The following is a 26,516-nucleotide window of genomic DNA, read 5'->3' on the forward strand; positions in this document are numbered from 1 at the left end:
CGGGTGCGCCAGTGTTTTCCCCCTGGCCGGTCGGTTCCCAGAGCGTGGTTGGGTGGTTCCCAGAGCGGCCCACTACAATCGCCGGGTCCGTCCGCCGAGCGGGGGTAGGTCGTGCGGACGCCGATCAGGAGGACGACGCACCGATGACCAACCGCCCCGAGGGTGACGCCCGCGCCGCGCGGAACGAGCGCCGCGAAGCCGCCCGACAGCGAGCGCAGCGCCACAGGACACAGCAGAAGCGCCGCCAGCGCGGCACCCGGCTCGGACTCCAGATCGGACTCGGTGTCGTGCTGCTCGCAGCGGCCGCCGTCGTCACGCTCGTCCTGGTCGACTCCGTGAAGCCAGCAGGCCCCGGGCCCTCGACCATGTCGCAGGGCGGCATCACCCTCGGCGAGGGGCTCAAGCCCGTGACCGCGTCGCGCAGTGCGTCGCCGAGCGCCTCGGCGACCGCTGGTGCGGGCACGGTGCGCATCACGCTGTACGTCGACTACCTCTGCCCGACCTGCGGCGAGTTCGAACAGGCCAACGGCGACTACATCGAGAGCCTCGTCGACTCCGGCGCCGCCACCGTCGACATCCACCCGCTCGCGGTCCTGTCGAACCGGTCGCAGGGCACCAAGTACTCACTGCGCGCCGCGAACGCCGCGGCCTGCGTCGCCGAGCACTCGCCGGACCAGTTCTACGCGGTCAACAAGGCGCTCTACGCCGAGCAGCCGGAAGAAGGCACACCCGGGCTCACCGACGCGCAGCTCACCAAGGTCGTCACCGGGGTCTCCGGCCTGCAGGACCGCCGGGCCGTCACGAGCTGCATCGCCGACCAGGACTACAGCAAGTGGGTCGACGAGCAGACGACCGCGGTGTCCGGCGGCGACATCCCCGGGTCGACCCTGAGCGACTTCCCCGGCACGCCGCTGGTGCTCGTCAACGGGCAGCAGTACGAGCTCACGTCGCCGATCACGAACGACGACTTCCGCACCTTCGTGGTCACCGCGGCCGGTGCCACCGAGGCGACGCCAACCCCGACCCCCACGCCGAGCGCGACGCCGTCCCGCACGCGGAGCGCGACACCGACGCCCACGCCGACGAAGGGCTGATCGCTACAGCGACGAACCAGGGACGCTGAACGTGTCGCAGCTCGTCGCGCCCTGCTGGTAGCCGCGGACGAACCACTTCTGGCGCTGCTCACTCGAGCCGTGCGTGAACGAGTCCGGATCGACCCGGCCGCTCGAGCGCTCCTGGATGCTGTCGTCGCCCACGGCGCTCGCGGCGGACAGGGCATCGGCGATCTCGGACCGGCTGATCGGCTCGAAGAAGGTCTCGCCGTTCGCGTCCTCGGTGTTCGCCGCGTCGCCGACCCAGGCGCCGGCGTAGCAGTCGGCCTGCAGCTCGACGCGGACACTGCCGGACGACGCCCCGGTGCCCGATCGGTCCGTGCTCGCGAAGGCACCCTGCAGCTGCTGGATGTGGTGGCCCCACTCGTGCGCGACGACGTACATCTGCGCGAGCGGCCCGCCCGACGACCCGTACTTCGACTGCAGGTCGTCGTAGAACGCGGTGTCGAGGTAGATCGCGCGGTCCGGCGGGCAGTAGAAGGGCCCGGTTGCAGCGGACGCCTGACCGCACGACGTGTCGGTCGAGCCGTCGAACAGGAAGAAGTCCGGCGCCGTGTACGAGATCCCGAGCTTCCGGGCCTCGGCCGTCCAGTAGCCATCGAGTGACTCCGCGGCGCCCTCCATCCGGCACTCGACCTTGAGGTTGGCGTCACGCCCGGTGCGGCACTCCGGGGCGGCGTCGACCGGCTGGTCCTGCTGCTGGATCTGCGTCGTGCCGCTGCCGCCGCCGACGAACCCGCTGAGGTCGAAGCCCGTGAACTGCGCGATCAGGAAGACGACGATCGCCGTGACGCCGACGGCACCGCCGCCGACCGCGGCCGTCCGACCCCGGCGCTTCACCCTGCCGCCCTTGAGCTGCGAATCGTCGTTGAACGTCATGACCCCGAATGTACGGCCCACGGGACTCGCACGCCGCACGCATGCCCCGCGCGTACCGTCTGGGACGTCGGCGACCCCGACACGTGTCGTACAACCGGAAGGAACCGCAACCATGGCCACTCCCATCAGCACCGTGATGAGCCCCGCCCGCTACGTGCAGGGCAAGGACGCGATCACCCGCGTCGGCGAGTTCGTCGCCCCCATCGGCAAGCGCCCCCTGATCGTCGCCGACGACGTCGTGTGGGGCATCGTCGAGGCCGCGGTGACGACGAGCTTCCAGGCGGCCGACCTGCGGGTCGAGCGGGTCGGCTTCGGTCGCTTCGCGACGCCGAAGGCGGTCGACGACCTCGTCGAGCAGATCCGGTCGACCGACGCGGACGTCATCGTCGGGCTCGGCGGCGGTTCGGCGATCGACGCGGCCAAGGCCTCCGGGCACCTGGCCGGCATCCGCTGGGCGAGTGTCCCGACGGCGGCGAGCACCGACGCCCCGACCTCGGCGCTCGCGGTGATCTACTCCGAGGAGGGGGAGTTCATCGAGTACCGGTTCTTCCCGCACAACCCCGACCTCGTCCTCATCGACACGAAGCTCGTCGCGAACGCTCCCGTCCAGTTCCTGGTCGCGGGCATCGGCGACGCCCTGGCCACCTGGGTCGAGGCCCGTGCCGCCAAGCGTGCGAACGCCGACACCATGGCCGGCGGGCTGCAGACCGAGACCGGCGTCGCGCTCGCCGAGCTGTCCTGGAAGCTGCTGCACGAGAACGCCCTGCAGGCCATCGAGGCCGTGAAGGCCGGGGTCGTCACGCCCGCGCTCGAGAAGGTCGTCGAGGCGAACACCCTGCTGTCGGGCCTGGGGTTCGAGTCCGGCGGACTGGCGGCAGCGCACGCGATCCACAACGGACTGACCGCCGCTCCGCAGGCGCACGGCTTGGCGCACGGGCAGAAGGTCAACATCGGCACGATCGCGCAGCTCGTGCTCGAGGGTGCACCGGCCGAGGAGATCGAGGACTTCGTCGTCTTCACCACGAAGGTCGGCCTGCCGAACACCCTGACCGAGATCGGCCTGACCGTCGACGACACGACGGAGCTCCGCGCCGTGGCCGAGGCCGCGACCGTCGAGGGCGAGACCATCCACAACATGCCGTTCCCGGTCACGCCGGAGCTCGTGGTGGACGCGCTCATCGCCGTCGAGGGCATCGCGCGGAGCATCCGCGCCGAGCACGGACTGCCGGAGCCGGTCCTGTACCAGCACCACTGAGGGACGGCTGCGCTGACGGGTCGGGGTCAGGTGCGGACCAGCGGCTCCATCGTCGCCAGGTCCGCACCGATCCCGACGTCCACCAGCTCGATCCGTCCCGCGAGGGTCGCGGCCGGCCCCGTCAGCAACCCGGCCTTCACCCCGCCGAACGTGACCGTGACGTCGGCGTGCAGGACGTGGTCGTCCGCGATCCCACCGGTGTCGACGTCGATGCCGCTCGGCACGTCGACGGCGACGACGAACGGTGCGCGCTGGTCGCGGGCGAGTTCACGGATGGCGTCGACGACCTCGCGGGCGGGGGAGCGGAGGGCCGCAGGCCCCTGCACCCCGATCCCGAGGATCGCGTCGAGCGCCAGGTCGGCGTCGAGTGCCGCGTCCGTCACCGCAGCCTCCGGTCCGGCAGGATCATCGAGGAGGCGCGCCCCGGCGTCCAGCGCCGCTGCCAGGCCCGCCTCGTGCACGCGTGAGCCGACGCGCAAGACTGCCACGTGCCTCCCGGCCGCCGCCAGCCGCGCACCCGCGAACAGGGCGTCACCACCGTTGTCGCCGCTGCCCACCAGCAGTAGGACGGACCCCGGTCCGTCGCCCGGCCGGACGGCCGGATCGTCGAGCAGGTCGCCGACGATGCGGGCCAGCCCGTCGGCCGCTCGTTGCATGAGGGGCTCACCCGCATCGAGGTGCGGCCGCTCTGCCGCCCGGATCTGGTCACCGCCGTAGCCGTCCATGGCGACCACAGTGCCCCGGTACCCTGGAGGGGACATGTCACTCGTCCCCGAAGCGCCCCGTCCCCGCATCGTGATGTCGCCCGACGGCCTCCGGATCGCGACCTACGACTTCGGCGATCCCGACGCCCCTGCGGTCGTCGCGGTGCACGGGTTCGCCTCCGGTGCGGTGCTGAACTGGCACGCCTCCGGCTGGACCCGCGACCTCGTCCGCGCCGGGTACCGCGTGCTGGCGTTCGACCAGCGCGGGCACGGCGCGAGCGCGAAGCCGCGCGACCCCGGTGCGTACTCGATGGACCTGCTCGTGGCGGACGTCACCACCGTGATCGACACGTACCTGCTCGACGAGGTCGCGTTCCTCGGGTACTCGCTCGGTGCACGCGTCGGGTGGCACACCGCCGAACGGCTGCCGGACCGCATCACCCGCGCGGTGTTCGGCGGCATCCCCGACGCCGACCCGATGCGCCGCGTGCGGGTCGACCAGGCGAAGGCGTACCTGGCGGACGGCACCCCGATCGAGGACCGCGTGACCAACGGCTACCTGACCATGGCGGGGAACGTCGAGGGGAACGACCTCGCGGCGCTCGTGGCGATGGTCGAGGGGATGCGGAACAGCATCGAGCCGACGCCCGACAACGCCCCCGCGCAGCCGATCCTGATGGCCGCTGGCAGCGAGGACGGCATCCGCGACAGCGCCGTGCGGTTGGCGCAGGCGGCCCCGGACGCGTCGTTCTTCGAGATCCCGGGGCGCAACCACTTCAACGCACCGACGTCACGGGCGTTCCGCGAGGCGGCGCTGGCGTTCCTGCGTTCCTGACCGCGGCGCGTTGTCCGCCCCGCGCTGAGGGGTACTCGTAGGTCCTCGCTGTCGCCGGACACCGCGCGTACCGTCCCCGCCATGGACTACAGACTCCTCGGCAACAGCGGGACATCGGTGTCGACGCTGACCCTCGGCACCATGACGTTCGGCAGCGAAGCCGACGAACCCACCTCCCACACCATCATCGACACGTTCGTCGCGGCCGGCGGCACCCTGATCGACACGGCCGACGTCTACTCGGGCAACGAGTCCGAGCGGATCATCGGCCGCTGGCTGGCGGCGCACCCCACCGAGGCGCAGCAGGTCGTCCTCGCCACCAAGGGCCGCTTCCCGCAGGGTGACGGACCGAACGACGTCGGCCTGTCGCGCCGGCACCTTCGAGTCGCCCTCGACGCCTCGCTCGAGCGCCTGGGCGTCGAGCACATCGACCTGTACCAGATGCACGCCTGGGACGCCCTGACGCCGATCGAGGAGACGCTCCGGTTCCTCGACGACGCGGTCTCCGCCGGCAAGATCGGGTCCTACGGGTTCTCGAACTACCTCGGCTACCAGATCACGAAGGCCGTGTACGAGGCGAAGGCGCACGGTTGGGCGCCGCCGGTCACCCTGCAGCCGCAGTACAACCTGCTCGTCCGCGACATCGAGCACGAGATCGTGCCCGCCAGCCTCGACGCCGGGATCGGCCTGCTGCCCTGGTCGCCCCTGGCCGGAGGCTGGCTGTCCGGCAAGTACCAGCGCGACGAAGCCCCGACCGGCTCCACCCGCCTCGGCGAGAACCCGGCACGCGGCATGGAGGCCTGGGAAGCGCGGAACGGTGACGAGCGCACCTGGGCCGTCCTCGACGCGGTGTCCGCGGTCGCCGACGCGCACGGCGCCTCGCGGTCGCAGGTCGCCCTCGCCTGGCTGCTCGCCCGGCCGGCGGTGACGAGCGTGATCCTCGGCGCCCGGACCGTGTCCCAGCTCGAGGACAACCTCGGTGCGGCCGACCTCGTGCTGACCGACGCGGAGCTCACGCAGCTCACCGACGCCAGCGCACCGCGCATCGACGACTACCCGTACGGCACCGCCGGCGTCGCTCAGCGGGAGCGCAAGATCACCGGCGGACGCTGAAGATCCGTGCACGTTCGTGCGGATTCGCGCTGATGTGGGGTCCGGCTGTGGACGCACGGTTCGGTGAGGTGTCATCCTCTTCGCACGACCGGCTGGTTACCGCGTCCAGCGCCCGGAACACTCCCTGATCCGTGTTCCACACGCGCCGATGCCCCGGGTGAGTGATCACCCGGGGCATCGCTTCGTGCTCGGCAGTGCGTCGCGATCCCCGCCGCGCATCGTGTACGGCAGTATTCCAGCGTGCTGCTCTGTTTCGTCGACGAATCGTTCAAACCGGACCTCTACGGGTTCGCCGCCGTGATGGCGGATGCCTCGCAGACCCGTTGGCTCACGCAACGCATGCACGAGATCGTCGCCGCGCTCCAGGAGTACGGCGTCGAGCCGCAGACGGAGCTCCACGCCCATCCGATCTTCCACGGAAAGGGAGCATGGAGCGGGGTGCCTCCGCGCGTGCGCGTGAAGGTGTTCCTCGACGTCGTCGAAGCCGTTGTTGCCGCCGGCGCGACCGTGTTGCTCCGCGGCGCTCGGCCGGAGCAACTCCGCCGTTACCAGGACACGCGTGGGTTCCGCGATCGGCACACTCCGGAGCAGGTTGCGTTCCAGCACCTGCTGCAACGGGTGGACAGGAGGGCCGGCGACCTGGAGATGCACGCCCTGGTCATCGCGGACGAACGGTCGGATCGGGACCGTCATCGTGAGCGCTTCGCGGTGTACCAGGCCTACGGGACCCCGGGAACGTACATGCAAACCCGGCTTGAACGGCTTCTCGACACGGTGCACTTCGCGCCGAGCCACTAGTCCAGGATGCTGCAGGTCGCTGATCTCGTCGCGTTCGTCTGGGTGCGGTCCCAGACCGTCGACGAACGGGATCATCGTCAGGCGCGGGTCCTCTCTGCACTCGTCTCGGACATCGAGAGCTGCGCGTACAGCGCGGGGGTCTGGCCCTGACGAGTGCGGAGTGGGAGAAGCCCCGGACGCACGACAGCCCCGCTCGCGGCGGGGCTGAAGGCGGTGCGGGCGGCGAAGAGGTCGCGGCCTGCGAATCCAGTATATGGGGCCGGCAGCGGGACTTGAACCCGCAACCCCCGTATTACAAGTACGGTGCGCTACCAATTGCGCCATGCCGGCTGACGCCGCTCATCTTACCGGTGAGGGCGTCGGGGTCTCACTCGGCCGGCTTCTCCGCGAAGTTCAGCGAGATCGAGTTCATGCAGTACCGGTCGCCGGTGGGGGTGCCGAAGCCGTCGGGGAACACGTGGCCCAGGTGCGAACCGCAGTTCGCGCAACGGACCTCGGTGCGCACCATGCCCAGCGACTTGTCGTCGATCAGCTGCACGGCGTCGGGGTTCACCGACTCGTAGAACGACGGCCAGCCGCAGCCGGAGTCGAACTTCGTGCCGCTCTTGAACAGTTCTGCGTTGCAGGCCGCACAGGTGTAGACGCCGGCACGCTCCTCGTCGAGGAGTTCACCGGTCCACGGCCGTTCGGTCCCCGCCTGACGCAGGACGGCGTACTGGTCCGGGGAGAGGTCCTCGCGCCACTGGGCGTCGGACTTGTCGACGTTGTATGCCATTGTTTCCTCCTGCTTCCGGTCGGGTTCTTCCGGGCACTCCCGACCACTTCAGTAAACTCGCGACGATGTCCGAGCATTCCGTGCACCACGCCCGCTGGACCCGTCTGACGACGGACGAACTGTACGGCATCGTGGTGCTCCGGAACCGCGTCTTCGCACTCGAACAACGGGTGACGGCCGAGGACTTCGACGGCCGTGACCGCGAGCCCGAGACCGAGCACTGGTGGTTCGGTACGGACACCGAAGCGGTTGGGTACCTGCGCCTGATCCGACCGGCTGCGGACGAGGAGCACCCGGCGGACGCACCGCCGCCGTCCTGGGTGATCGGCCGGGTCGCGACGCACCCCGACCACCGTGGGCAGGGCATCGCTGGTCGGCTCGTCGCCGCCGTGCTCGCGGCCCACGGGCACGAACCCGTCGTCCTGCACGCCCAGGAGTACGTCGCTGCGCTCTACGAACGCCACGGCTTCGTCCGGTTCGGGACGCCCTACGACGAAGCCGGCATCCGGCACGTCGGCATGCACCGCCCGGGGCGCTGATGGACACCCTCGGCCGGTACGCCGCCTACGCCGACCGCATCGAGGCCGTGTCCCCGTCCTACGCCGCCTGGGCGCGGTCGCTCGACCCTGCGTTGGTCGCGCTCCTCGACGAGGTCGCCGAGCAGCAGCGGCAGCCGGAACTCTTCTTCGCGGTCGCGCGGCGGCTCGGCGCGGATCCGTCGGACCCCGGTGCGCTGCGCGCGATCGGTCGGGAGGCCCGCCCCGCCCTGGTCACGGCCCTCGCCTCCGCCACGGTGCAGGCCAACGACCCGCGGCGGCTCGGTCCCGTCGTCCCGCTGTTCGCGGCGCTCGCCGAGCGGGCCTCGCGGCCGCTCGGGTTGGTGGACGCAGGGGGCGCCGCCGGGCTCTGTTCGATCCCGGACCGGGTCACGCTCGACCACCGGACGTCGGAGTCCCGGGTGCCGGCGGATCGCGCCCCGGTGCTGTCGTCGCGCCCCGACTCCTCGGGGCGCGACGACCACGGCGGGGTGCGCACCGAGCTCGTCCGGATGCACACGGCGGTCGACGACCCGTCGATCCGGCTCGTCGTCGAGGCCTCGGGGACGGTGCCGGCTCCGGCCCGCGCGCCGATCCGCGTCGGTGCGCGGGTGCTGCTCGACCCGAACCCGATCGACCTCGCCGCACCGGGCGCGTTCGACCGTCTGGTCGAAGCGGTCCCACCAGAGGCCCTGGACCGGACCGCCCTGATGCGCGAGGCGGCGCGCGCGACGCTCGCCGTGCCTCCCGTGCGGATCCGGGGCACGCTGCCCGGCGACCTCGACCGTGCACTGGACGCCCTGCCGGACGACGTGGAGCCGGTCGTGCTGACCACCGGCACCCTGGTCTACGTGCCGGGTGCCGAGCGCCAGCGGTTCGTGGACCGCGTCCGCGAACGCGGCGTGCACTGGATCGCGCTCGAACGCACCGGGATCCTGCGCGGTGTGGCGGCGACGCTGCCCGACGACGTCGACGTGGCGGATCCGGACGCCTTCGCCACCGCCTCGATCGACGGCACCGCGGTCGCCGTCTCGGACCCGTTCGGCACGCGTGTGCGCTGGTTCCGCGACCTGAACCTGTGACCGGTGTTCGCGACAGTCCAGCGCCGTGCCAGGGTCCGGATGCTCTCCGCCCCTACGATGTGCGAGACCCGTTACCCGACCGTGATCGGAACCGCCGTGACCAGCTCCACCGACGAGCACCGTGCTGACGAGCACCGCGCTGACCAGCACCGCGCTGACCAGCTCAGTGAGCTCGCGCAGCGTGTGCTGTCGTTCGAGCACGACCGGGCACGGCACGACCGCACGAAGGAAGCGGAGATCCGGGTCGAGTTCGAGATGTCGGCGGCGCGCTACTACCAGGTGCTGAACCGCGTGATCGACTCGCCCGCGGCACTCGCGTACGACCCGCAGCTCGTCACCAGGCTGCAGCGGCTCCGGCACGCGCGCACCAGCGCCCGGGCGACGCGCAGCTTCGTCGCGCCCGGTGCTGCTCCCGAAGGACGTGAAGAGGAACGATGAGCACCAGATTCCCCCGTGACCGGTTCGACGACGTCGCCGACGGCCCTCGGGTCGGCGCACACCGCGGTGCCCAGCGCCGCGGCCGTGGCTGGATCGCGTTCGCCTGGGCGGCACTCGCCACCGGTGTGCTCGTCGGCATCGGCGTGCTCGTCCTCGCGCTCCTGAACGGCAGCTACTCGTTCAGCGGCTCGGACTCGCCCTCGGCGTCGACGAGCTCGTCGGCCACGTCGAAGCCGTCCGCGTCCGCCACCTCGAAGCCCTCGGCATCGTCGTCGGCCGGGTCGGGTGCCGACTCCGGAGCCGCTGCCGCGACGCCGGCACAGCAGGGCACGACCACCGTCGTCGTCCTGAACGGCACGACGACCACCGGTCTCGCCGCCCGCGCCAGCGCCACGCTGACCGGTGCCGGCTGGCAGGTCGCCTCGACCGGGGACGCCGGCACGACCGGGTCGACCTCGACCGTCGTGTACTACCAGCAGGCCGCACAGGCGGCGGTCGCGCAGGGCATCGCGAAGCAGCTCGGGGTCGCCGCCGTGCAGCAGTCGGCAGCGTTCCCGAACGCCGACGTGAGCGTCGTGCTCGGGGCCGACTACACCGGCTGATCCGCATTCCGCGGGCGCTCCCCACCCGCATTTGTGACGGTCGTGTTTCGGGCACGTTGATTTCTGACGGAATCGACGTGAAACAACGTCACACCTCTTGCCTGATCGGCGCGCTTCGAGCAGAGTCCCTTGCAGACGACGAACACGTCGTTCGCACAGCAGTACCAGGGAGCAAGAGATCATGGCCAACGGAACCGTGAAGTGGTTCAACGCTGAAAAGGGCTTCGGCTTCATCACCGTCGATGGAGGAGGCCAGGACGTGTTCGTGCACTACTCGGCCATCGACATGTCGGGTTACAAGGTCCTCGAGGAGGGCCAGGCAGTGGTGTTCGACGTCGGCACCGGGTCGAAGGGCCCGCAGGCGGAGGCAGTCCGACCGGCCTGAACGCACGACACTCATCGCGAACGCGCCGTCCCGTCAGGGGCGGCGCGTTCGTCGTGCGTGGCCCGCGCTGCATGACGTGCGTGGCGGGCGGTCCGCAGCAGTGGTCGGGGTGCGCTGTTGGCGGGGCGTGTCCTGGGAAGACGTGACGAGCCTCCCGATCGTGTTGCACTCGCACCGGGCGAGTGCCAGAATCGGCGTTGGCACTCGCTCGCGTTGAGTGCCAGCACGACCCCACGACGTCCGGGAGGGACGAGAACTCACATGGCTAAGATCATTGCTTTCGACGAGGAGGCCCGCCGTGGCCTCGAGCGCGGCCTGAACCAGCTGGCCGACGCCGTGAAGGTGACGCTCGGCCCGCGCGGCCGCAACGTCGTCCTCGAGAAGAAGTGGGGCGCCCCCACGATCACGAACGACGGTGTCTCCATCGCCAAGGAGATCGAGCTCGACGACCCGTACGAGAAGATCGGTGCGGAGCTCGTCAAGGAGGTCGCCAAGAAGACCGACGACGTCGCCGGTGACGGTACGACCACCGCGACCGTCCTCGCCCAGGCACTCGTCCGCGAGGGCCTGCGCAACGTCGCCGCCGGCGCCGACCCCGTGTCGCTCAAGCGCGGCATCGAGAAGGCCGTCTCCGCCGTCTCCGACCAGCTCCTCGCCAACGCGAAGGACATCGAGACCAAGGACCAGATCGCCGCGACCGCGTCGATCTCGGCTGCAGACCCGACCATCGGCGCGCTCATCGCCGAGGCCATCGACAAGGTCGGCAAGGAAGGTGTCGTCACCGTCGAGGAGTCGAACACCTTCGGCACCGAGCTCGAGCTGACCGAGGGCATGCGCTTCGACAAGGGCTACCTGTCGCAGTACTTCGTCACCGACCCCGAGCGTCAGGAAGCCGTCTTCGAGGACGCCTACATCCTGATCGTCAACTCGAAGATCTCGAACATCAAGGACCTCCTGCCGGTCGTCGACAAGGTGATCCAGGCGGGCAAGCAGCTCCTGATCATCGCCGAGGACGTCGACGGCGAGGCCCTGGCCACGCTCGTCGTGAACAAGATCCGCGGCATCTTCAAGTCCGTCGCCGTCAAGGCCCCGGGCTTCGGTGACCGCCGCAAGGCCATGCTGCAGGACATCGCGATCCTGACCGGTGGCCAGGTCATCTCCGAAGAGGTCGGCCTCAAGCTCGAGAACGCGACGCTCGACCTGCTCGGTCGTGCCCGCAAGGTCGTCATCACCAAGGACGAGACCACGATCGTCGAGGGTGCCGGCGACGCCGAGCAGATCGCCGGCCGTGTCCGTCAGATCCGCGCCGAGATCGACGCGACCGACTCCGACTACGACCGCGAGAAGCTCCAGGAGCGCCTCGCGAAGCTCGCCGGTGGCGTCGCCGTCATCAAGGCAGGTGCCGCGACCGAGGTCGAGCTCAAGGAGCGCAAGCACCGCATCGAGGACGCCGTCCGCAACGCGAAGGCTGCCGTCGAAGAGGGCATCGTCGCCGGTGGTGGCGTCGCCCTCATCCAGGCGGGCAAGGTCGCGCTCGACGCACTCACCCTCGAGGGTGACGAGGCGACCGGTGCGAACATCGTCCGCGTCGCCATCGACGCACCGCTCAAGCAGATCGCGCTGAACGCCGGTCTCGAGCCGGGTGTCGTGGCCGCCAAGGTCCGCGAGCTCGAAGCAGGTTGGGGCCTCAACGCCGCGACCGGCGAGTACGTCGACCTCATCGCCGCGGGCATCATCGACCCGGCCAAGGTCACGCGTTCGGCGCTGCAGAACGCTGCGTCGATCGCTGGTCTGTTCCTGACGACCGAGGTCGTCGTCGCCGACAAGCCCGAGCGTGCCGCGGCCGCTCCGGCCGGCGACCCGACGGGTGGCATGGACTTTTAAGCAGTCCTGTCCGAAGGGCCCCGTACGCTGCGCGTGCGGGGCCCTTCCGCGTGCGGGGGGGGGGGGGGGCGGGGTGGGTCGGGAGGTCACAACACCCCGCTCAGGTCCTCCGAGCGGTCACGAACCGTCGGTTGTGCCCGTCCCAGTCGACGCATCGTGACCGTTGGCCGGCGCAGGAGCGGGGAGTAGTGGCCGGCTCGTGTGTGCGGCTTGCGCGTGTCTGGGGTCTTCTCTCCCGCACAGGAGGCCCGGCTCACCTCGTTCTCCACAGGTCTCGAGCGCACATGGTCGGCTCCCGTGCCCCGCAACGACCATGACGGCATGCCAGCTGCCCGTCGCCTCCCTGCTCCGTTCGACCGATCCACCTTCCGTGTGGCCGATGCGGTGGGGCACGGCATCGATCCGGAACGACTCAGACGAGCCGACCTGGCAGCCCCGGTCCACGGTGTCCGTGCCCCGATCGGCTCGGTGGACTTCGTCGACGCCGTCGCCCTGGTCATGCGTCCCGATCAGTTCTTCAGCCACACGACCGCCGCCGCGATCTGGGGTGCGCCACTGCCGCTGTCGGTGCGCTCGGTCGGGCCGGTGCACGTCTCGACCACGAGGGACGGGAGCCGGATGCGTCGGCCCGGCGTGGTCGCACACCGCCTGGACCGGCCGAGGACGGTCGAACACCGCGGGTTCCTGGTCAGTGTCCCAGCGCAGATGTGGTTCGAGTGTGCCGGCGTGCTCGGACAAGACGCGCTGGTCGCGATCGGAGATCATCTCGTCGGATCAGCCGGGTTGGCGACGGCGGATGACCTCCGTGCGTCGATCCGCCCCGGCACACGCTTCGCGCTCGCTGCTCGGCGCGCGCAGGACCTCGTCCGCGCCGGGGCGGAGTCGCCGCAGGAGACCTGGCTCCGCCTGGCCGTGGTCGAAGCGGGGTTCCCTGAGCCGGAGCTGAACGTCGACGTGCACGACGGTGCGGGGCGGTTCCTCGGGCGCGTCGACATGGCGTGGTCGGAGTTCGGCATCGCGTTGGAGTACGACGGCGATCACCACCGGGAGCGCGACACCTTCCGACACGATCAACGACGGGACAACGGGTTCGTGGTGAACGACTGGCTCGTGATCCACGCGACGGCATCGGACGCACACCGACCCGCGGTGTTGTTCGAGCGACTCCGCCAGGCGTTCGAAGTCCGAGCGGTCGGAAGTCGTCGGCGGTCAGCGTGACCGCCGTGACCGCCACGCTGAAGATCTCTTCGCCGGGCGGTCACGACATGCCGTCGGTTGTGCGCCGACCGGTCACGAACTGTCGGTCAGCGGTGGCGCAGACGACGGCCCGTGACCACTCGGCTGCGTCGGACGGGGTGTTGCGACCGCACGGGCCGCGCCCGGGCCCGCGCGACCGCGTCAGGCGGCGTAGTCGCGGGGGAGCAAGGGCAGCCAGACGCGGAAGGTCGCGCCGCCGCCCTCGGTGTCGAAGACCTCGACCGAGCCGTGGTGCGCCGCGACGATGCCCGACACGATCGCGAGACCGAGGCCCGAACCACCGGTGTCCCGCGCACGCGAGGTGTCGGCACGCCAGAACCGCTGGAAGATCTTGTCGCGCAGCTGCGCCGGGATCCCCTCACCGTGGTCGATGACGTCGATGTGGGCCATGCCGCGGTCGTCGTCCACCCCGACGCCGATCTCGATCGGGTCGTCGTGCTCGGTGAACCGCATGGCGTTGCCCATCAGGTTCGTGACGATCTGGCGGATCTTGTTCTCCTCCGCCAGCACGATCGGGGGACGCTGGGGCATGACGACCGTCGGCAGCGGCGTCGTCTCGTCGGTGGGGGCGGCACCGGCTTCGATGTCCATCGCCCGGTTCCGCCGAGCACGCAGTCGCGCGATCGTCTGCCGCGAGAACGCGATGGGACCCGTGGTGTTCGCCGACGTGGGCGATGCCGGGGGGACCTCGCCCGTGTCGGACGAGGAGCCCGACGAGTCCGACGACCCTGACGAGAGCGAGGACGACGACGCGGGCGGTCGCACGGCCTGCGGCACGCTCTCGCCCGTCATGGCGTCCTCGACCAGGACCTGGATCTCGCGGTCCGGGTTGGACGCCATGGTGTCGAGCGCCGAGTCACGGGCGATCGCGACGAGGTCGACCGGGCCGAGCTCGAGCGGCTTGGACTCGTCGATGCGGGCGAGCTGGAGCAGGTCCTGCACGAGCAGGCCCATCCGCTTCGCCTCTTTCTCGATGCGTTCCATCGCCTGGGCGACGTCTTCTTCCTTGCGCAGGGCGCCCATCCGGTACAGCTCGGCGTACCCGCGCAGGGAAACCAGCGGGGTGCGGAGTTCGTGCGAGGCGTCGCCGACGAACCGGCGCATCTGGTCGATGGTGCGCTGGCGGTCCTCGAACGCGGTGTCGATGCGCTCGAGCATGACGTTCAGGGAACGGTTGAGGCGCCCGACCTCGGTGTTCGGGGTGTCGGCCTCGAGGCGCTGGTTGAAGTCTCCTGCGGCGAACCGTGCGGCGGTGTCCTCCACGTCACGCAGTGGGTCGAACGTGGCCGTGACGAGCAGCCGTGTGAGCATGGCACCGAGCAGGATCACCGAGATGCCGAAGCCCAGGAAGATGACGGTGAACCGGGCGATGGTCTGGTCGGTGTCGGCACTCGACACCGCGACGAGCACGAAGCCGGTCTCGGTGGAACCGCTCGTCTGGTTCTGCAGTGAGGCCGGGATGACCTGGGCACGCCACTCGTGGTTGTGCTGGCTGTCGTAGAGCGAGAAGCGCGCACCGTTCTGCGCCGCTGCGGAGAAGTCCAGTTCGCGGATGTCCGGGCGGCTCGATGCCTTCGTCTGGCAGATCTGGTCGCCGTCGGCGTCGTACGCGGCCACGTAGGCGCTCTGCGACAGCACGACCGACAGCTTGCAGTACTGCTCGCCGTCGCTGATGTTCTGGCCCTCGAGCTGCTCCGTGGTGCCCTTGACGTTGTTGTCGAGCTGCGCCATCAGGTACGTCGACAGGACGGTCATGGTGCCGAGCCCGGCGACGAGCAGGCCGAGCGCCACCAGGAGCACCGTGATCCCGGTGATCTTGGTGCGCAGGGAGATCCCGTCCCACCAGCGGCTCATTCGCGTGTGCATGCTGCCCCAACGATAGACAGCGGCCGCCCGGTGAAACCGGACGACCGCCGTGAAGAACGGAGGTGCTACGAGGCCTTGGACGCCTTGAGCATGTACCCGAAGCCGCGCTTGGTCTGGATGATCGGCTCGGCCGAGTACTGGTCGAGCTTGCGACGCAGGTACGAGATGTAGCTCTCCACGATGCCGGCGTCGCCGTTGAAGTCGTACTCCCAGACGTGGTCGAGGATCTGCGCCTTCGACAGCACGCGGTTCGGGTTGAGCATCAGGTAGCGGAGCAGCTTGAACTCGGTGGGGGAGAGCTCGATCTGCGCGTCGCCGATCGTGACCTCGTGCGTGTCCTGGTCCATGGTGAGCTCGCCAGCGCGGATGATCGCGTCTTCCTCGTCGTTCATGGTGCGACGGAGGATGGCCTTGATGCGGGCGACGATCTCGTCGAGGGAGAACGGCTTGGTGACGTAGTCGTCGCCGCCGACGGTGAGGCCGGTGATCTTGTCCTCGGTGTCGTCCTTCGCGGTGAGGAACAGGATCGGCGAGGTGTACCCGGACGACCGCAGGCGCTTGGTGACGCCGAAGCCGTTCATGTCGGGGAGCATCACGTCGAGGATGATCAGGTCGGGTTCTTCCTCGAGCACGGCCGAGATCGCCTGTGCGCCGTTGCCGACGGCACGCACGGCGAACCCGGCGAAGCGCAACGAGGTCGTCAGGAGGTCGCGGATGTTCGGCTCGTCGTCGACGATCAGGATCTTGGGGCCATCGCTCATGGTCCTATCTTCTGACCGTTCCCTAATGGTTTCCTGAGAGCGGTGCGTACGTCAGCCCACGGGCGCCTGGACCTGGTCGGCATCCAGGATCGTGTAGGAGTACCCCTGCTCGGCGAGGAACCGCTGCCGGTTCTGCGCGAAGTCCTGGTCGACGGTGTCCCGCGCCACGAGCGTGTAGAACGACGCGGGCAGGCCGTCCTTGTTCGGGCGGAGCAGTCGACCGAGGCGCTGCGCTTCTTCTTGCCGTGACCCGAACGACCCGGAGACCTGGATCGCGACGGTGGCGTCGGGCAGGTCGATGGAGAAGTTCGCGACCTTCGACACGACGAGCACGTCCACCTCGCCGGCTCGGAACGCGTCGTACAGCCGCTCGCGCTCGTCGACGGGCGTCGCACCCGTGATCTCGGCGGCGTCGAGGGACGAGGCCAGTGCGTCGAGCTGGTCGATGTACTGCCCGATCACCAGGATCTGCTCGCCCCGGTGCTTCTCGATGAGTTCGCGGACGACCGGGGTCTTCGCGGGTGAGGTGGCGGCGAGCCGGTAGCGTTCGTCGTCGCTGGAGGCCGCGTACTCCAGGCGTTCCTGGTGCGGCAGGTCGATGCGCACCTCGTAGCACTCGGCCGGGGAGATGTAGCCCTGGGCCTCGATCTCCTTCCACGGAGCGTCGTAGCGCTTCGGACCGATGAGCGAGAACACGTCGCCCTCCCGGCCGTCCTCGCGCACGAGCGTCGCGGTCAGGCCCAGGCGGCGGCGTGCCTGCAGGTCGGCGGTGAGCTTGAACACCGGCGCCGGCAACAGGTGCACCTCGTCGTACACGATGAGGCCCCAGTCGAGGGCGTCGAGCAGGGACAGGTGCGTGTACTCGCCCTTCCGTCGGGCGGTGAGGATCTGGTAGGTCGCGATTGTGACCGGCCGGATCTCCTTGACGCTGCCCGAGTACTCGCCGATGTCCTCGGCCTTCAGGGTCGTGCGCTTGAGGAGCTCGCTGCGCCACTGCCGTGCGGACACGGTGTTCGTCACGAGGATGAGCGTGGTCGCCTTGACGGTCGCCATCGCCCCGGCGCCGACCAGGGTCTTGCCGGCGCCACAGGGCAGCACCACGACACCGGACCCCTGCGCGAAGAAGGTGTCGACGGCCTGCTCCTGGTACGGGCGCATGTGCCACTCGGCCGTGTCGAGGTCGATCGGGTGCGGCTGCCCGGGGGTGTAGCCCGCCAGGTCCTCGGCCGGCCAGCCGAGCTTCACGAGTTCCTGCTTGATCTGGCCGCGTGCCCACGGCTGCAGCTCGACCTCCGAGGGGGTCCGCATGTCGCCGAGCAGTGGCTTGATCCGCTTCGACCGGATGACCTCGGCCAGTACGGACGGGTCCTCGGCGGTCAGGAGCAGGACGGGCAGGCGCTCCAGTTCTTCGGCGGGGGAGTTCGCGATGACCGGGGCGTCCTCGCGTTCCTCACGCCGGATGACGAGTCGGCCGTAGCGGGACACCGTGTCGCGGATGTCCACGGTGACGCTCTGCGGTACCGGGAACTTCGCGAAGCGCTCGAGGGTGGCGATCATCGCCTCGGCGTCGTGTCCGGCGGCCCGTGCGTTCCACAGGCCGAGGCGGGTGATGCGGTAGGTGTGCACGTGCTCGGGGGCGCGTTCGAGTTCGGCGAAGGCCGCGAGCTCGTGGCGTGCGTCCTCGGCGTCGGGGTGTGCGACCTCGAGGAGCACGGTGCGGTCGCTCTGCACGATCAGCGGTCCGTTCATGACCTGCCAGCCTAGCCGTCGTCACCTGCGTCCGGGTGACCGTGCACCTCAGGCGTCGCTCTCGACCGCCACGACGAGCGACAGCGGCAGCGTGCGCTCGACGTCGACGCTGGTGTCGCGTCCTCGGACGCGTCCGGCGGCGACCGAGGTCGGGATGATCGAGAACGGCCGTTCGGAGCCGTCCGGCATCCGCACCGTCAGCCGGATCGGTGTGCGACCGCGCACGGCCAGGTCGATCTGCCGCCCGAGCCACTCCTGCTCCGGTTCGGCGTCGCCGCGCTGGGTGGTCAGGCGGAGCCGTTCCACGAGTGCGTGCGCCGCCTGCTCCGGCGAGCGTCCGGTGGGGCTGCGCCGACCGGGAGGCCCGTGGTGCGTCTCAGGGCGGGCGCCGGTCGCGAGCACGGCCGGGTAGCGCTGGTCCTCGAGCGCGGTGTGCACGACGTGCGCCGGGTAGCGGGTGGTGAGCGTCGTCAGGTCGCTGCGCTCCCACGCCATCTGCCGGAGTTCGGCGTCCACACCGATCAGGTCGAGCTGGTCCGCGGTGCCGCGGACGACGGTGCCGACCCCGCCCTCGCCGCGGTCGACGACGATGCTGCCGTCGCGTCCGGCGACCTGGTCGACCAGGTAGGCGAGGGGCTGCGGGACGCCGGTCGACGACAGCCGGGTGAGCAGCGCCAGGACGTCGTCACGGGAGTGCCCGGCACGGAACGCCGTGCGCAGGGTGTCCTCGGAGATGCGGTAGCGGGCGGCCAGACCGGGGGCCTCGAGCACGGCGACCGTGCGCAGGGCGGCGTCGTCGACCGGGGCGAGGGGCCCGGGGGCGATCACCGTCAGGTCGTGCTGCAGGTACACCTGGCTGACGGTGCCGGGCAGGTCGTCCGCTGCAGGCCTGGCGTCACCGTCCAGCAGTGCTCGGCCGGTGCTCGTGACGATGCCGTCGACCGCGAGTCCGAGCGACGCGGCGGTGCCGGCCGCGTCGAGCAGCACGGCGTCGAGCCAGCGGGAGCCCGCCGGGTACGCCCAGCGGCCGAGTGCCACGAGGTCGCGCAGGTCGTCGTCGGCGAGTGTGAGGACCTCGTGCACCGCGGGGCCGAGGGTGTCCGCCCAGGCCGACACGAGGGTCGCCCAGCGGTCCGGCCAGTCGGCGACGAGCCAGTCCTGTCCGGCGTCGGTGACCGTCCACCGGCCGGAGCCCGGGTCGGCGAACCCGACCCGGTCGAGCAGTGCGAGGCGGCCGGGCACGACGTCGGCGTCGGTACCGATGCGCTCGGCCAGTGTCTTGGCGAGCGGCGTGCCGATGCCGCCCTTGACGAGTTCGCGGACGGTGCCGGCGTCCACCGCACGCAGCAGCTCGGCGAGCACGGTCATGCTCGAGAACGCCTGCTCCGCGCCGGTGGTGCGCGCGCGGTCCTGGCCGGCCACGTCGTCGGCGTGGGCGGCGCGGTCGGGGCGATCCGGGCCTCCCGTCGATCGCAGTGCCACGAGGTCGGGGTGGGCGGCCACGCGTGCGGCGACCGCGTCGTCGACGGCGCCGTCCTCGTCGGCCAGGCCGAGCGTGATCGCCGGACCGAGGCGGTCGGCGTCCCCGCCGTCGCGGAGCGCCAGGATCGTGGCGCGGGGCAGGTGCTCGACGGCGGCGTCGACCGCGTCGTCGGTGCGGAGCGCCTCGGCCAGGTCGAAGAAGTCGGTGATCCGTTGCGGACCGGTCTCGCCGAGGGCGGCCGGGGGCAGGCTCCGCGCAGCGACGAGTCGTTCGAGGGAGTCGTCCGGCAACGCCCGGAGTCGGGCGGCCAGGTCGGCGGTGGTCGTCATCGTCCGGTGCCAGCGTCCGGGGCGGACGTCAGCGAGCCGTCCGGTTGGCTCGTGCGCGGCGCGTCCAGGTGATGCCGAGGAGGGCGAAGACCAGGACCATGGCGATCGGGAAGCCGTAGAGCGGTATGGCCATGACCACCGGCCACGGCATCGTGCCCCGGGCGGCCGGAGCGGTGAGCCACATGATGATCATCGCGACGAAGCAGAGCAGGCCGAGGATGATGATCCCACCGATCATGAACGCCAGAGCGCGTTCGGTACGATTGAACGTCACCGGGGGTTCTGCGGAATCCTGCGGGTTCCCGGTTGATCGGGTCGGATTGGCCATCGACCCAGGATATCCGACGCACCACGGCCGTACCACGACCTCGAGGAGTCCACGCATGCCCACCGGCAAGGTCAAGTTCTACGACGACGACAAGGGCTTCGGCTTCATCACCGGAGACGACGGCGACCAGGTGTTCCTGCACGCGTCCTCGCTGCCCGACGGCGTCGTGACCGTGAAGGCGGGATCCCGGCTCGAGTACGGCGTCGTGCAGGGGAAGAAGGGGTCGCAGGCACTGTCCGTGCGGCTCCTCGACCCGCAGCCGTCGTTGTCCCGGATGACCCGTCGCTCCGCAGACGACATGGCCGTGATCGTCGAGGACCTGGTGAAGGAACTCGACCGGATCAGCGGAGACCTCCGCCACGGCCGCTACCCGAAGAACGGCGATCGACTCGCCGCCATCCTGCGGCACGTCGCAGACCAGTTGGAGGCGTGACGCCATGACAGACAGCGACGCAGTACCTGTGGACGCAGTACCCGTTGACTACACAGACCTGGCGCGGACCGCGCTGCTCGAGGTGACCCCCGAGTCGAGCATCGGCGCGCCCGTCGGCACCGTGGACGAGGGCGACGGCGTCGTCTCCGTCCTGTTCGCGAACCGCATGCCGGGTTACCCCGGCTGGCGCTGGACCGTCAGCGTCGCGAAGGTCGGCGACGAGGACCCCACCGTGCTCGAGGTCGAGCTGATGCCCGGCGACGGCTCGCTCGTCGCGCCGGAGTGGGTGCCGTGGTCCGAGCGACTGGCCGAGTACCGGGCGGCACAGGACCACGAGTCGGACGAGGAGTCCGACGACGAGGGCGACGACGACGAGTCGGACGACGAGGACGACGAGGACGACGACGACGAGTCGGACGACGAGGACGACGACGACGAGGACGCCGACTACGACGACTCGGACGACGACGAAGCCGACGACGAGTCGGATGACGACGAGGACGACGAGGACTCCGAGTTCGAAGCGGACGAGGACGACCTCGACGAACCGGACGACGACGACATCGATGGTGTGGACGTCGACGCGCTCGCCGACACCGCTGATGCGGACGACGAGGACGTCGACGACGCCCCGCAGCCCCCTCGCCGTCGTCGCGCGCAGCGCGTGCAGCCCGTCGACCCGGACGCCGACCTCGACGGCGCCCAGCTCGATGCCGGTGAGGTCGACCCGGACTTCCACCGCTCCTGACACGCACCCGAACAACGACGAAGCACCACGGGATCCCGTGGTGCTTCGTCGTTTCCGTGGTGTTCGTCGCCGGCGCTGGCCCGCGCGACGGACGGGTCAGCGCAGGGCGTCGACCGTGAAGTCGATCGCCTGCACGAGCTTCGCGACGTCGTCCGGGTCGATCGCGGTGAACGTCGCGACGCGCAGCTGGTTGCGCCCGAGCTTCCGGTACGGCTCGGTGTCGACGATGCCGTTCGCGCGCAGGGTCGCGGCGACGGCCTTGGCGTCGATCGAGTCGTCGAGGTCGATCGTGGCGACGACCTGCGAGCGGGCTGCGGGGTCGGTCACGAACGGCGTCGCGTAGTCGACCGACTCGGCCCAGTCGTACAGCGTCGACGACGAGGTCTTCGTGCGGGTGTCCGCCCAGGCCAGGCCGCCGGACTCGTTGATCCACCGGACCTGGTCGTCGAGCAGCAGCAGGGTCGAGATCGCCGGGGTGTTCAGCGTCTGGTTCAGGCGCGAGTTGTCGACGGCGTTCTTGAGCGACAGGAACTCGGGGATGTACCGACCGCTCGCCGCGATGCGCTCGACGCGCTCGATCGCGGCGGGGGAGAACAGCGCGAGCCACAGGCCGCCGTCGGAGGCGAAGTTCTTCTGCGGGGCGAAGTAGTAGACGTCGGTGGCGTCCACGTCGAACGCGGCCCCACCGGCGGCGCTCGTGGCGTCGACGACGGTCAGTGCTCCGGCGTCACCGGGGGCGCGGACGACCGGGGCCATGACACCGGTCGAGGTCTCGTTGTGCGGGTACGCGTAGACGTCGACGCCGTCGACGGGCTCGAGCGCGGCGAGCGATCCGCCGGGGGCCTCGACGACGTGCGGTGCCTCGAGCCACGGGGCGCCGGCGGCCTTGGCGAACTTCGACCCGAACTCGCCGAAGGACAGGTTCTCTGCGCGACGCTCGATGAGGCCGAACGCGGCGGCGTCCCAGAACGCGGTCGAGCCGCCGTTGCCGAGGACGACCTCGTAGCCCTCGGGGACCTGGAACAGGTCGGCGAGCCCGGAGCGGACGCTGCCGACCAGGTCCTTCACGGGCTTCTGGCGGTGGGACGTGCCGAGGATCGTGGCCCCGCGCGTCACGAGGGACTCGAGCTGCGCGCCGCGGATCTTGGACGGTCCGCAGCCGAAGCGGCCGTCGGTGGGGAGGAGTTCGGCGGGGATGACGATGTCTGCCATGCACCGATCCTACCGAGCGCGATCCCAGTGCTGGTGCGCCTGTACCGGCCGGACGGGGAGGCCTGGAGCGCTGTGGCCACGGCCCTCTTCTTGCCCCGTGCAAGTGTCGGTCGGAGTTCGTCGGTCCGAACAAGTAGGGTGGTGGCCGCTGGGCCCAGACATGAGAGGCGGACCGTGACCGATCTCGTCGACACCACGGAGATGTACCTTCGCACCATCCTCGACTTGGAGGAGGAGGCGATTGTTCCGCTGCGCGCTCGCATCTCGGAGCGCCTCGGCCACTCGGGCCCGACGGTCTCGCAGACCATCGCCCGCATGGAGCGCGACGGCCTGGTCGTCGTCTCCGGCGACCGCCACCTCGAGCTCACCGACGAAGGGCGCTCCCGGGCCACCCACGTCATGCGCAAGCACCGTCTGGCGGAGCGCCTGCTGGCCGACGTCATCGGACTCGACTGGGCGTTCGTCCACGACGAGGCCTGCCGGTGGGAACACGTCATGAGCGAGCAGGTCGAGGTCCGCCTGCTCGAGATGCTCGGCAACCCGACCGAGTCGCCCTACGGCAACCCGATCCCCGGCCTGGCCGAGATCGGTGGCCCCGCAGCCGCCGGGTTCCTCGACGGCGTGCAGAACATCGTCGCCGCGACCGAGGGCACCGACGCCGTCGCGACCGGTGTGATCCGTCGTCTGGGCGAGCCCGTGCAGTTCGAGCCCGAGCTCCTGCACCAGCTCCGCACGGCCGGCGTCATGCCCGGTCGTCTGGCGAGCGTGCAGCGCGCCGGGGCCTACGTCGCCGTCCGCGTCGAGGGTGAGGACTCGGGCATCGAGCTCCCCGTCGAGGTCGCGCAGCACGTGTACATCGAGCGGGACTGATTTCAGGGCCCTGACCAGGGCTTCTTTACCGTTTCGTTACAAACGGCCCGTTTCATCTCGACAAGGTAACGACGGCCCCGTACACTCGTCGAGTCCCCGCGCTGCGCCTGAGCCGGAGACCCGTGGCAGGACGTCTCGAACCCGTCTCCTGCCTCGATCGGAAACGATGACGAACGGATGGGGTTGCACGTCGCCGGACACCCACGGCAGCGTGATGACGAGACGCCGGAGACCACACCCTTGACGCAGACCGGTTCCGCCGCGGACGACCAGACGCCCGCCAACCCGACGAACACCGAGAACGCCACCGACGCACCGCTCACCCGGCGGTCCGTCCGCCAGGCCGACGCGCGCCCGACCCGCAAGGTAGTCCCGGTCCGCTCCGCCCCGCTCCCCGGTGGCCGTCGTGCCGCACAGGCCGCAGCCACCGCGACCGCTGCCAAGGCGAGCTCATCGTCGCGCAAGCGCAAGTTCCTCGCCCCCATCGTCCTGACGGTCGCCGCCGGCATGTTCGGCACCGTGGCGGTCGCGCCGGCCTTCGCCGCGCAGACCTCCACCGGCACCGAGGCGGCGAACGCGCAGCGCCAGGTCCGTGCGACGGAGAGCCAGGAGTTCTCGGTGTCCGACGCCGTCGCGCTGGCCGGCACGAGCCGTGACGGCTACGGCGCCACGTCGACCGCGACGCTCGACGCACGCGCAGCGGCCAAGCAGGCTGCAGCCGACCAGGCCGAAGCGACCGAGGCAGCCGCTGAGCAGGCCGAGCAGGCAGCATCGGCCACGCAGGCGGCGCGTGCCCAGACCGCCGAGCAGTACGCCTCGTACACCGGCCCGTCCGCCGCGGATTACGTGGCCAGCTCCAGCGCCGCAGACACCCCGTTCTCGCTGCCGGCCGTGGTCGCCACCGCCAAGCAGTACATCGGCACCCCGTACGTCTTCGGCGGCGCTGACCCGTCCGGCTTCGACTGCTCGGGCTACGTCATGTTCGTCTACGCCCAGTACGGCATCAACCTCGCGCACTCGGTGCCGCTGCAGGACCAGGCCGGCACCACGATCCCCGAGTCCGAGGCGCAGCCCGGCGACGTCGTCATCTTCAACAACGAGGCGCACGACGGCTTCTACATGGGCAACGGCATGATCATGGACGCCCCGAAGCCCGGTGGCTCCGTGTCGATCCGTCCGATCTGGACCAGCGACTACCACATCGTCCGCTTCGGCATCTGAGGCATCAGACCCGACCGCGGGGCATCGAACCCGTGAACATCGCCGAAACCGGCCCGTGCACCCTCGTGCCGGGCCGGTTTCTGACGTAGCCTGGCGCTGCACCGGTCCGCAAGGCCCCGAGCAGGGAGACCCCATGTCGTTGTTCCGCACGACCCGCACCATGGGTCGGCGCGCGCGCATCGACATACGGTCGACCACCGCCTGCGTGCACGAGCACGCCCCTGCATGACCAGAGCACTGCCCATCCGGGTGGTGCTCTTCGTGGTTCAGGGGACGTACGCGCGAGCGACGGTCACCTGCGAAGGACCCCGGTCCGACGCACCCGCAGCGCCTGGAAGCCGTCCAGGCACGTCGGAAGGGAACCAATGCGCACTCTCGTCCTCAACGCCGGTTACGAGCCCCTCGCGGTGATCTCGTTCCGACGAGCCCTCGTGCTGGTCATGAACCAGAAGGCCTCCGTCGTCGCAGCCGACCTCGAACACCCGGTCACCGGGTCGACCTCGAGCTTCGATCGGCCGTCCGTCATCATCCTCACCCGGTACGTGCGCATCCCGCACTCGAGACTCGTGCCGGTGTCGCGCCGCGGAGTCCTGCGCCGCGACGCCAACCGGTGCGCGTACTGCGACCGGCACGCGACGACCATCGACCACGTCCAGCCGAAGTCGCGCGGTGGGCAGGACTCGTGGGAGAACCTCGTGGCCTGCTGCCTGGCGTGCAACAACGAGAAGGGTGACCGCACCCCGCAGGAGATGGGGTGGCGGCTGCGTTTCCGTCCGAAGATCCCGCACGGCTCGTCGTGGGTCGTCCGCGGCATCGAGCGTCCGCAGGCCGAGTGGGACGAGTACCTCGTGGCCGCGTAGCGGCCTGCGCTGCAGGCGCTGAGCGAGCAGAAGGCGACGGGTCGCGGGTGGCGACCCGTCGTCTTGTGCTCACGCGATGACGGACTGGAGGCACGTGGCGGGCCCGCCACGTGCCTCCAGTCCGTCAGGTGGGTGCGTTCAGAGCGCGCGCTTGCGGCCCGGCAGGAGGAAGACCGCAACGATCCCGAAGGCGATGTAGACGAAGTTGAACAGCGACGCGAAGGTGACCAGTGCGTGCGATCCGCCGGTCACGACGGCGTGCGCATCGTTGAGCCCGCCTGCCGCCATCAGGGTGGTGGGGTCGGTGAGGGCGTGCAGGAGCATCGGGACGATCAGCCATCGGCTCACCCGGAGCGCGAGGAACATCATCGCGCCGAAGCCCATCGCGTAGCCGACCGTCGCGAACACGAGCAGCGGGTTGCCGCCGCCGAGCAGGTTCTGCAGGTGGATCAACCCGAAGACGACCGACGACAGCACGTAGACCGCACGCTCGCTGTACCCGTGGTGTTCGAGCAGCTCGACCGTGAGACCACGGGTGAGGAGTTCTTCGGCGAACCCGACGCAGAGGCCGAAGAACAGGATCGCGAGGACGAGCGTAGGGGTGAAGCGGGACCAATCGGTGCCGGCGAGCTTCATCACCGGCGGGACGACGGTGATGACGACCGCGATCCACATCCACCGCGGGGCGCGTGCGGTACGGCGGCGGAACAGGTGTGGCAGCCACCCGAGTGAGCGCGCGAACAGCAGCAGGAGCAATCCCATCAGGCCGATCGGCAGGATCGAGGCCAAGAGCACGCTCGCGGGGTCGCCGTACAGGTCGTCGAGGTCGATGAACGGCCGCACGAACAGGCCGATCAGCTGACTGATGCCGAGGTACACGAGCAGGTAGACGGCGGCGAGCAGGACGGAACGCCACCACCCGCCGCGTGCCCAGAAGCGTTGCCACGCGTTCGCGGTCGTCTGATCCGTCATGTGGTTTCCCCTGAGGTGTCTGTCGTGTG

At 70.2% G+C, this 26,516-nt stretch carries 27 protein-coding genes and 1 tRNA gene; 17 read left to right on the forward strand and 11 right to left on the reverse strand.

What is annotated here, in order from left to right:
* Positions 1-143: 143 nt before the first annotated feature.
* Positions 144-1,094: a thioredoxin domain-containing protein gene (locus EDF53_RS09305; protein WP_123293302.1), complete on the forward strand. Its 951-nt coding sequence runs from the start codon at positions 144-146 to the stop codon at positions 1,092-1,094.
* A 3-nt stretch (positions 1,095-1,097) separates the two neighbouring features.
* Here the strand turns inward: EDF53_RS09305 and EDF53_RS09310 are convergent, their stop codons facing one another.
* On the reverse strand, positions 1,098-1,991 hold the full coding sequence (locus EDF53_RS09310) for a neutral zinc metallopeptidase (protein WP_123293303.1): 894 nt from the start codon (positions 1,989-1,991) through the stop codon (positions 1,098-1,100).
* 112 nt (positions 1,992-2,103) lie between these two features.
* Between EDF53_RS09310 and EDF53_RS09315 the strand changes: the two genes are divergently transcribed.
* The gene (locus tag EDF53_RS09315) at positions 2,104-3,246 is read left to right on the forward strand and encodes a glycerol dehydrogenase (RefSeq protein WP_111085230.1); all 1,143 of its coding nucleotides are present in this window, start codon (positions 2,104-2,106) and stop codon (positions 3,244-3,246) included.
* Positions 3,247-3,272: 26 nt separating this feature from the next.
* Here EDF53_RS09315 and EDF53_RS09320 read toward each other — a convergent pair whose 3' ends face one another.
* A complete protein-coding gene (locus EDF53_RS09320) occupies positions 3,273-3,971 on the reverse strand; it encodes an NAD(P)H-hydrate epimerase (protein WP_123293419.1) in 699 nt (232 codons plus the stop codon).
* Positions 3,972-4,005: 34 nt separating this feature from the next.
* Between EDF53_RS09320 and EDF53_RS09325 the strand changes: the two genes are divergently transcribed.
* The 3 genes from EDF53_RS09325 to EDF53_RS09335 all read left to right on the forward strand — a co-directional run bounded on the left by EDF53_RS09325 (position 4,006) and on the right by EDF53_RS09335 (position 6,696).
* Positions 4,006-4,785: an alpha/beta fold hydrolase gene (locus tag EDF53_RS09325; RefSeq protein WP_111085229.1), complete on the forward strand. Its 780-nt coding sequence runs from the start codon at positions 4,006-4,008 to the stop codon at positions 4,783-4,785.
* An 81-nt stretch (positions 4,786-4,866) separates the two neighbouring features.
* The gene (locus EDF53_RS09330) at positions 4,867-5,898 is read left to right on the forward strand and encodes an aldo/keto reductase (protein ID WP_123293304.1); all 1,032 of its coding nucleotides are present in this window, start codon (positions 4,867-4,869) and stop codon (positions 5,896-5,898) included.
* Between the two features lie 240 nt (positions 5,899-6,138).
* A complete protein-coding gene (locus tag EDF53_RS09335) occupies positions 6,139-6,696 on the forward strand; it encodes a hypothetical protein (protein ID WP_185020992.1) in 558 nt (185 codons plus the stop codon).
* Between the two features lie 254 nt (positions 6,697-6,950).
* On the opposite strand, the gene EDF53_RS09340 is transcribed toward EDF53_RS09335, so the two are convergent.
* A tRNA-Thr gene (locus EDF53_RS09340) sits at positions 6,951-7,026 on the reverse strand.
* 37 nt (positions 7,027-7,063) lie between these two features.
* Entirely contained in the window at positions 7,064-7,471 is a 408-nt protein-coding gene (gene msrB, locus EDF53_RS09345) for a peptide-methionine (R)-S-oxide reductase MsrB (RefSeq protein ID WP_123293306.1), read from the reverse strand.
* Positions 7,472-7,536: 65 nt separating this feature from the next.
* Here msrB and EDF53_RS09350 point away from each other — a divergent pair, with 65 nt between their 5' ends.
* The 7 genes from EDF53_RS09350 (at position 7,537) to EDF53_RS09380 (ending at position 13,616) form a co-directional block, all read left to right on the forward strand.
* Positions 7,537-8,010, forward strand: a complete 474-nt coding sequence (locus EDF53_RS09350; RefSeq protein ID WP_165901127.1) for a GNAT family N-acetyltransferase — start codon at positions 7,537-7,539, stop codon at positions 8,008-8,010.
* Positions 8,010-9,089, forward strand: a complete 1,080-nt coding sequence (locus EDF53_RS09355; protein ID WP_123293307.1) for a DUF2332 family protein — start codon at positions 8,010-8,012, stop codon at positions 9,087-9,089. The genes EDF53_RS09350 and EDF53_RS09355 overlap by 1 nt, the downstream gene beginning before the upstream one ends.
* 96 nt (positions 9,090-9,185) lie before the next feature.
* Positions 9,186-9,527 carry a DUF3263 domain-containing protein gene (locus tag EDF53_RS09360; protein WP_243692318.1) on the forward strand — a complete coding sequence of 114 codons (342 nt, stop codon included), beginning with the start codon at positions 9,186-9,188 and terminating at the stop codon, positions 9,525-9,527.
* Positions 9,524-10,129: a LytR C-terminal domain-containing protein gene (locus EDF53_RS09365; protein ID WP_123293309.1), complete on the forward strand. Its 606-nt coding sequence runs from the start codon at positions 9,524-9,526 to the stop codon at positions 10,127-10,129. Before EDF53_RS09360 ends, EDF53_RS09365 begins: the two co-directional genes overlap by 4 nt.
* A gap of 181 nt (positions 10,130-10,310) precedes the next feature.
* A complete protein-coding gene (locus EDF53_RS09370; RefSeq protein ID WP_111085222.1) occupies positions 10,311-10,514 on the forward strand; it encodes a cold-shock protein in 204 nt (67 codons plus the stop codon).
* Positions 10,515-10,775: 261 nt separating this feature from the next.
* The gene (gene groL / locus EDF53_RS09375) at positions 10,776-12,398 is read left to right on the forward strand and encodes a chaperonin GroEL (protein WP_111085221.1); all 1,623 of its coding nucleotides are present in this window, start codon (positions 10,776-10,778) and stop codon (positions 12,396-12,398) included.
* Between the two features lie 321 nt (positions 12,399-12,719).
* On the forward strand, positions 12,720-13,616 hold the full coding sequence (locus EDF53_RS09380; protein WP_148058311.1) for a hypothetical protein: 897 nt from the start codon (positions 12,720-12,722) through the stop codon (positions 13,614-13,616).
* 180 nt (positions 13,617-13,796) lie between these two features.
* On the opposite strand, the gene EDF53_RS09385 is transcribed toward EDF53_RS09380, so the two are convergent.
* The 5 genes from EDF53_RS09385 to EDF53_RS09405 all read right to left on the reverse strand — a co-directional run bounded on the left by EDF53_RS09385 (position 13,797) and on the right by EDF53_RS09405 (position 20,171).
* Positions 13,797-15,521, reverse strand: coding sequence for a cell wall metabolism sensor histidine kinase WalK (locus EDF53_RS09385; RefSeq protein WP_123293311.1), 1,725 nt, complete (start codon positions 15,519-15,521; stop codon positions 13,797-13,799).
* A 65-nt stretch (positions 15,522-15,586) separates the two neighbouring features.
* Positions 15,587-16,282, reverse strand: a complete 696-nt coding sequence (locus EDF53_RS09390) for a response regulator transcription factor (protein WP_017888045.1) — start codon at positions 16,280-16,282, stop codon at positions 15,587-15,589.
* A gap of 51 nt (positions 16,283-16,333) precedes the next feature.
* The gene (locus EDF53_RS09395; RefSeq protein ID WP_123293312.1) at positions 16,334-18,031 is read right to left on the reverse strand and encodes a DNA repair helicase XPB; all 1,698 of its coding nucleotides are present in this window, start codon (positions 18,029-18,031) and stop codon (positions 16,334-16,336) included.
* 48 nt (positions 18,032-18,079) lie between these two features.
* The gene (locus EDF53_RS09400) at positions 18,080-19,843 is read right to left on the reverse strand and encodes a helicase-associated domain-containing protein (RefSeq protein ID WP_123293313.1); all 1,764 of its coding nucleotides are present in this window, start codon (positions 19,841-19,843) and stop codon (positions 18,080-18,082) included.
* Positions 19,844-19,871: 28 nt separating this feature from the next.
* On the reverse strand, positions 19,872-20,171 hold the full coding sequence (locus tag EDF53_RS09405) for a hypothetical protein (protein WP_146249737.1): 300 nt from the start codon (positions 20,169-20,171) through the stop codon (positions 19,872-19,874).
* Between the two features lie 55 nt (positions 20,172-20,226).
* Here EDF53_RS09405 and EDF53_RS09410 point away from each other — a divergent pair, with 55 nt between their 5' ends.
* Together EDF53_RS09410 and EDF53_RS09415 are read left to right on the forward strand one after the other, a co-directional pair.
* Positions 20,227-20,604, forward strand: coding sequence for a cold-shock protein (locus tag EDF53_RS09410; protein ID WP_111085215.1), 378 nt, complete (start codon positions 20,227-20,229; stop codon positions 20,602-20,604).
* A 4-nt stretch (positions 20,605-20,608) separates the two neighbouring features.
* Positions 20,609-21,352, forward strand: coding sequence for a DUF3027 domain-containing protein (locus EDF53_RS09415; RefSeq protein ID WP_123293315.1), 744 nt, complete (start codon positions 20,609-20,611; stop codon positions 21,350-21,352).
* A gap of 96 nt (positions 21,353-21,448) precedes the next feature.
* Here EDF53_RS09415 and serC read toward each other — a convergent pair whose 3' ends face one another.
* The gene (gene serC / locus EDF53_RS09420) at positions 21,449-22,564 is read right to left on the reverse strand and encodes a phosphoserine transaminase (RefSeq protein ID WP_123293316.1); all 1,116 of its coding nucleotides are present in this window, start codon (positions 22,562-22,564) and stop codon (positions 21,449-21,451) included.
* Positions 22,565-22,738: 174 nt separating this feature from the next.
* On the opposite strand from serC, the gene EDF53_RS09425 reads away from it, so the two are divergent.
* The 3 genes from EDF53_RS09425 to EDF53_RS09435 all read left to right on the forward strand — a co-directional run bounded on the left by EDF53_RS09425 (position 22,739) and on the right by EDF53_RS09435 (position 25,515).
* Complete coding sequence (locus EDF53_RS09425; RefSeq protein ID WP_111085212.1) at positions 22,739-23,434, forward strand: metal-dependent transcriptional regulator; 696 nt, start codon at positions 22,739-22,741, stop codon at positions 23,432-23,434.
* A 177-nt stretch (positions 23,435-23,611) separates the two neighbouring features.
* Entirely contained in the window at positions 23,612-24,655 is a 1,044-nt protein-coding gene (locus EDF53_RS19770) for a C40 family peptidase (RefSeq protein WP_123293317.1), read from the forward strand.
* 365 nt (positions 24,656-25,020) lie between these two features.
* Entirely contained in the window at positions 25,021-25,515 is a 495-nt protein-coding gene (locus EDF53_RS09435) for an HNH endonuclease (protein ID WP_111085210.1), read from the forward strand.
* A gap of 138 nt (positions 25,516-25,653) precedes the next feature.
* Here EDF53_RS09435 and EDF53_RS09440 read toward each other — a convergent pair whose 3' ends face one another.
* Positions 25,654-26,487, reverse strand: a complete 834-nt coding sequence (locus EDF53_RS09440; RefSeq protein WP_123293318.1) for a CPBP family intramembrane glutamic endopeptidase — start codon at positions 26,485-26,487, stop codon at positions 25,654-25,656.
* Positions 26,488-26,516 lie beyond the last annotated feature (29 nt).

This window comes from Curtobacterium sp. PhB78, from assembly GCF_003751685.1.
Lineage (GTDB): Bacteria > Actinomycetota > Actinomycetes > Actinomycetales > Microbacteriaceae > Curtobacterium.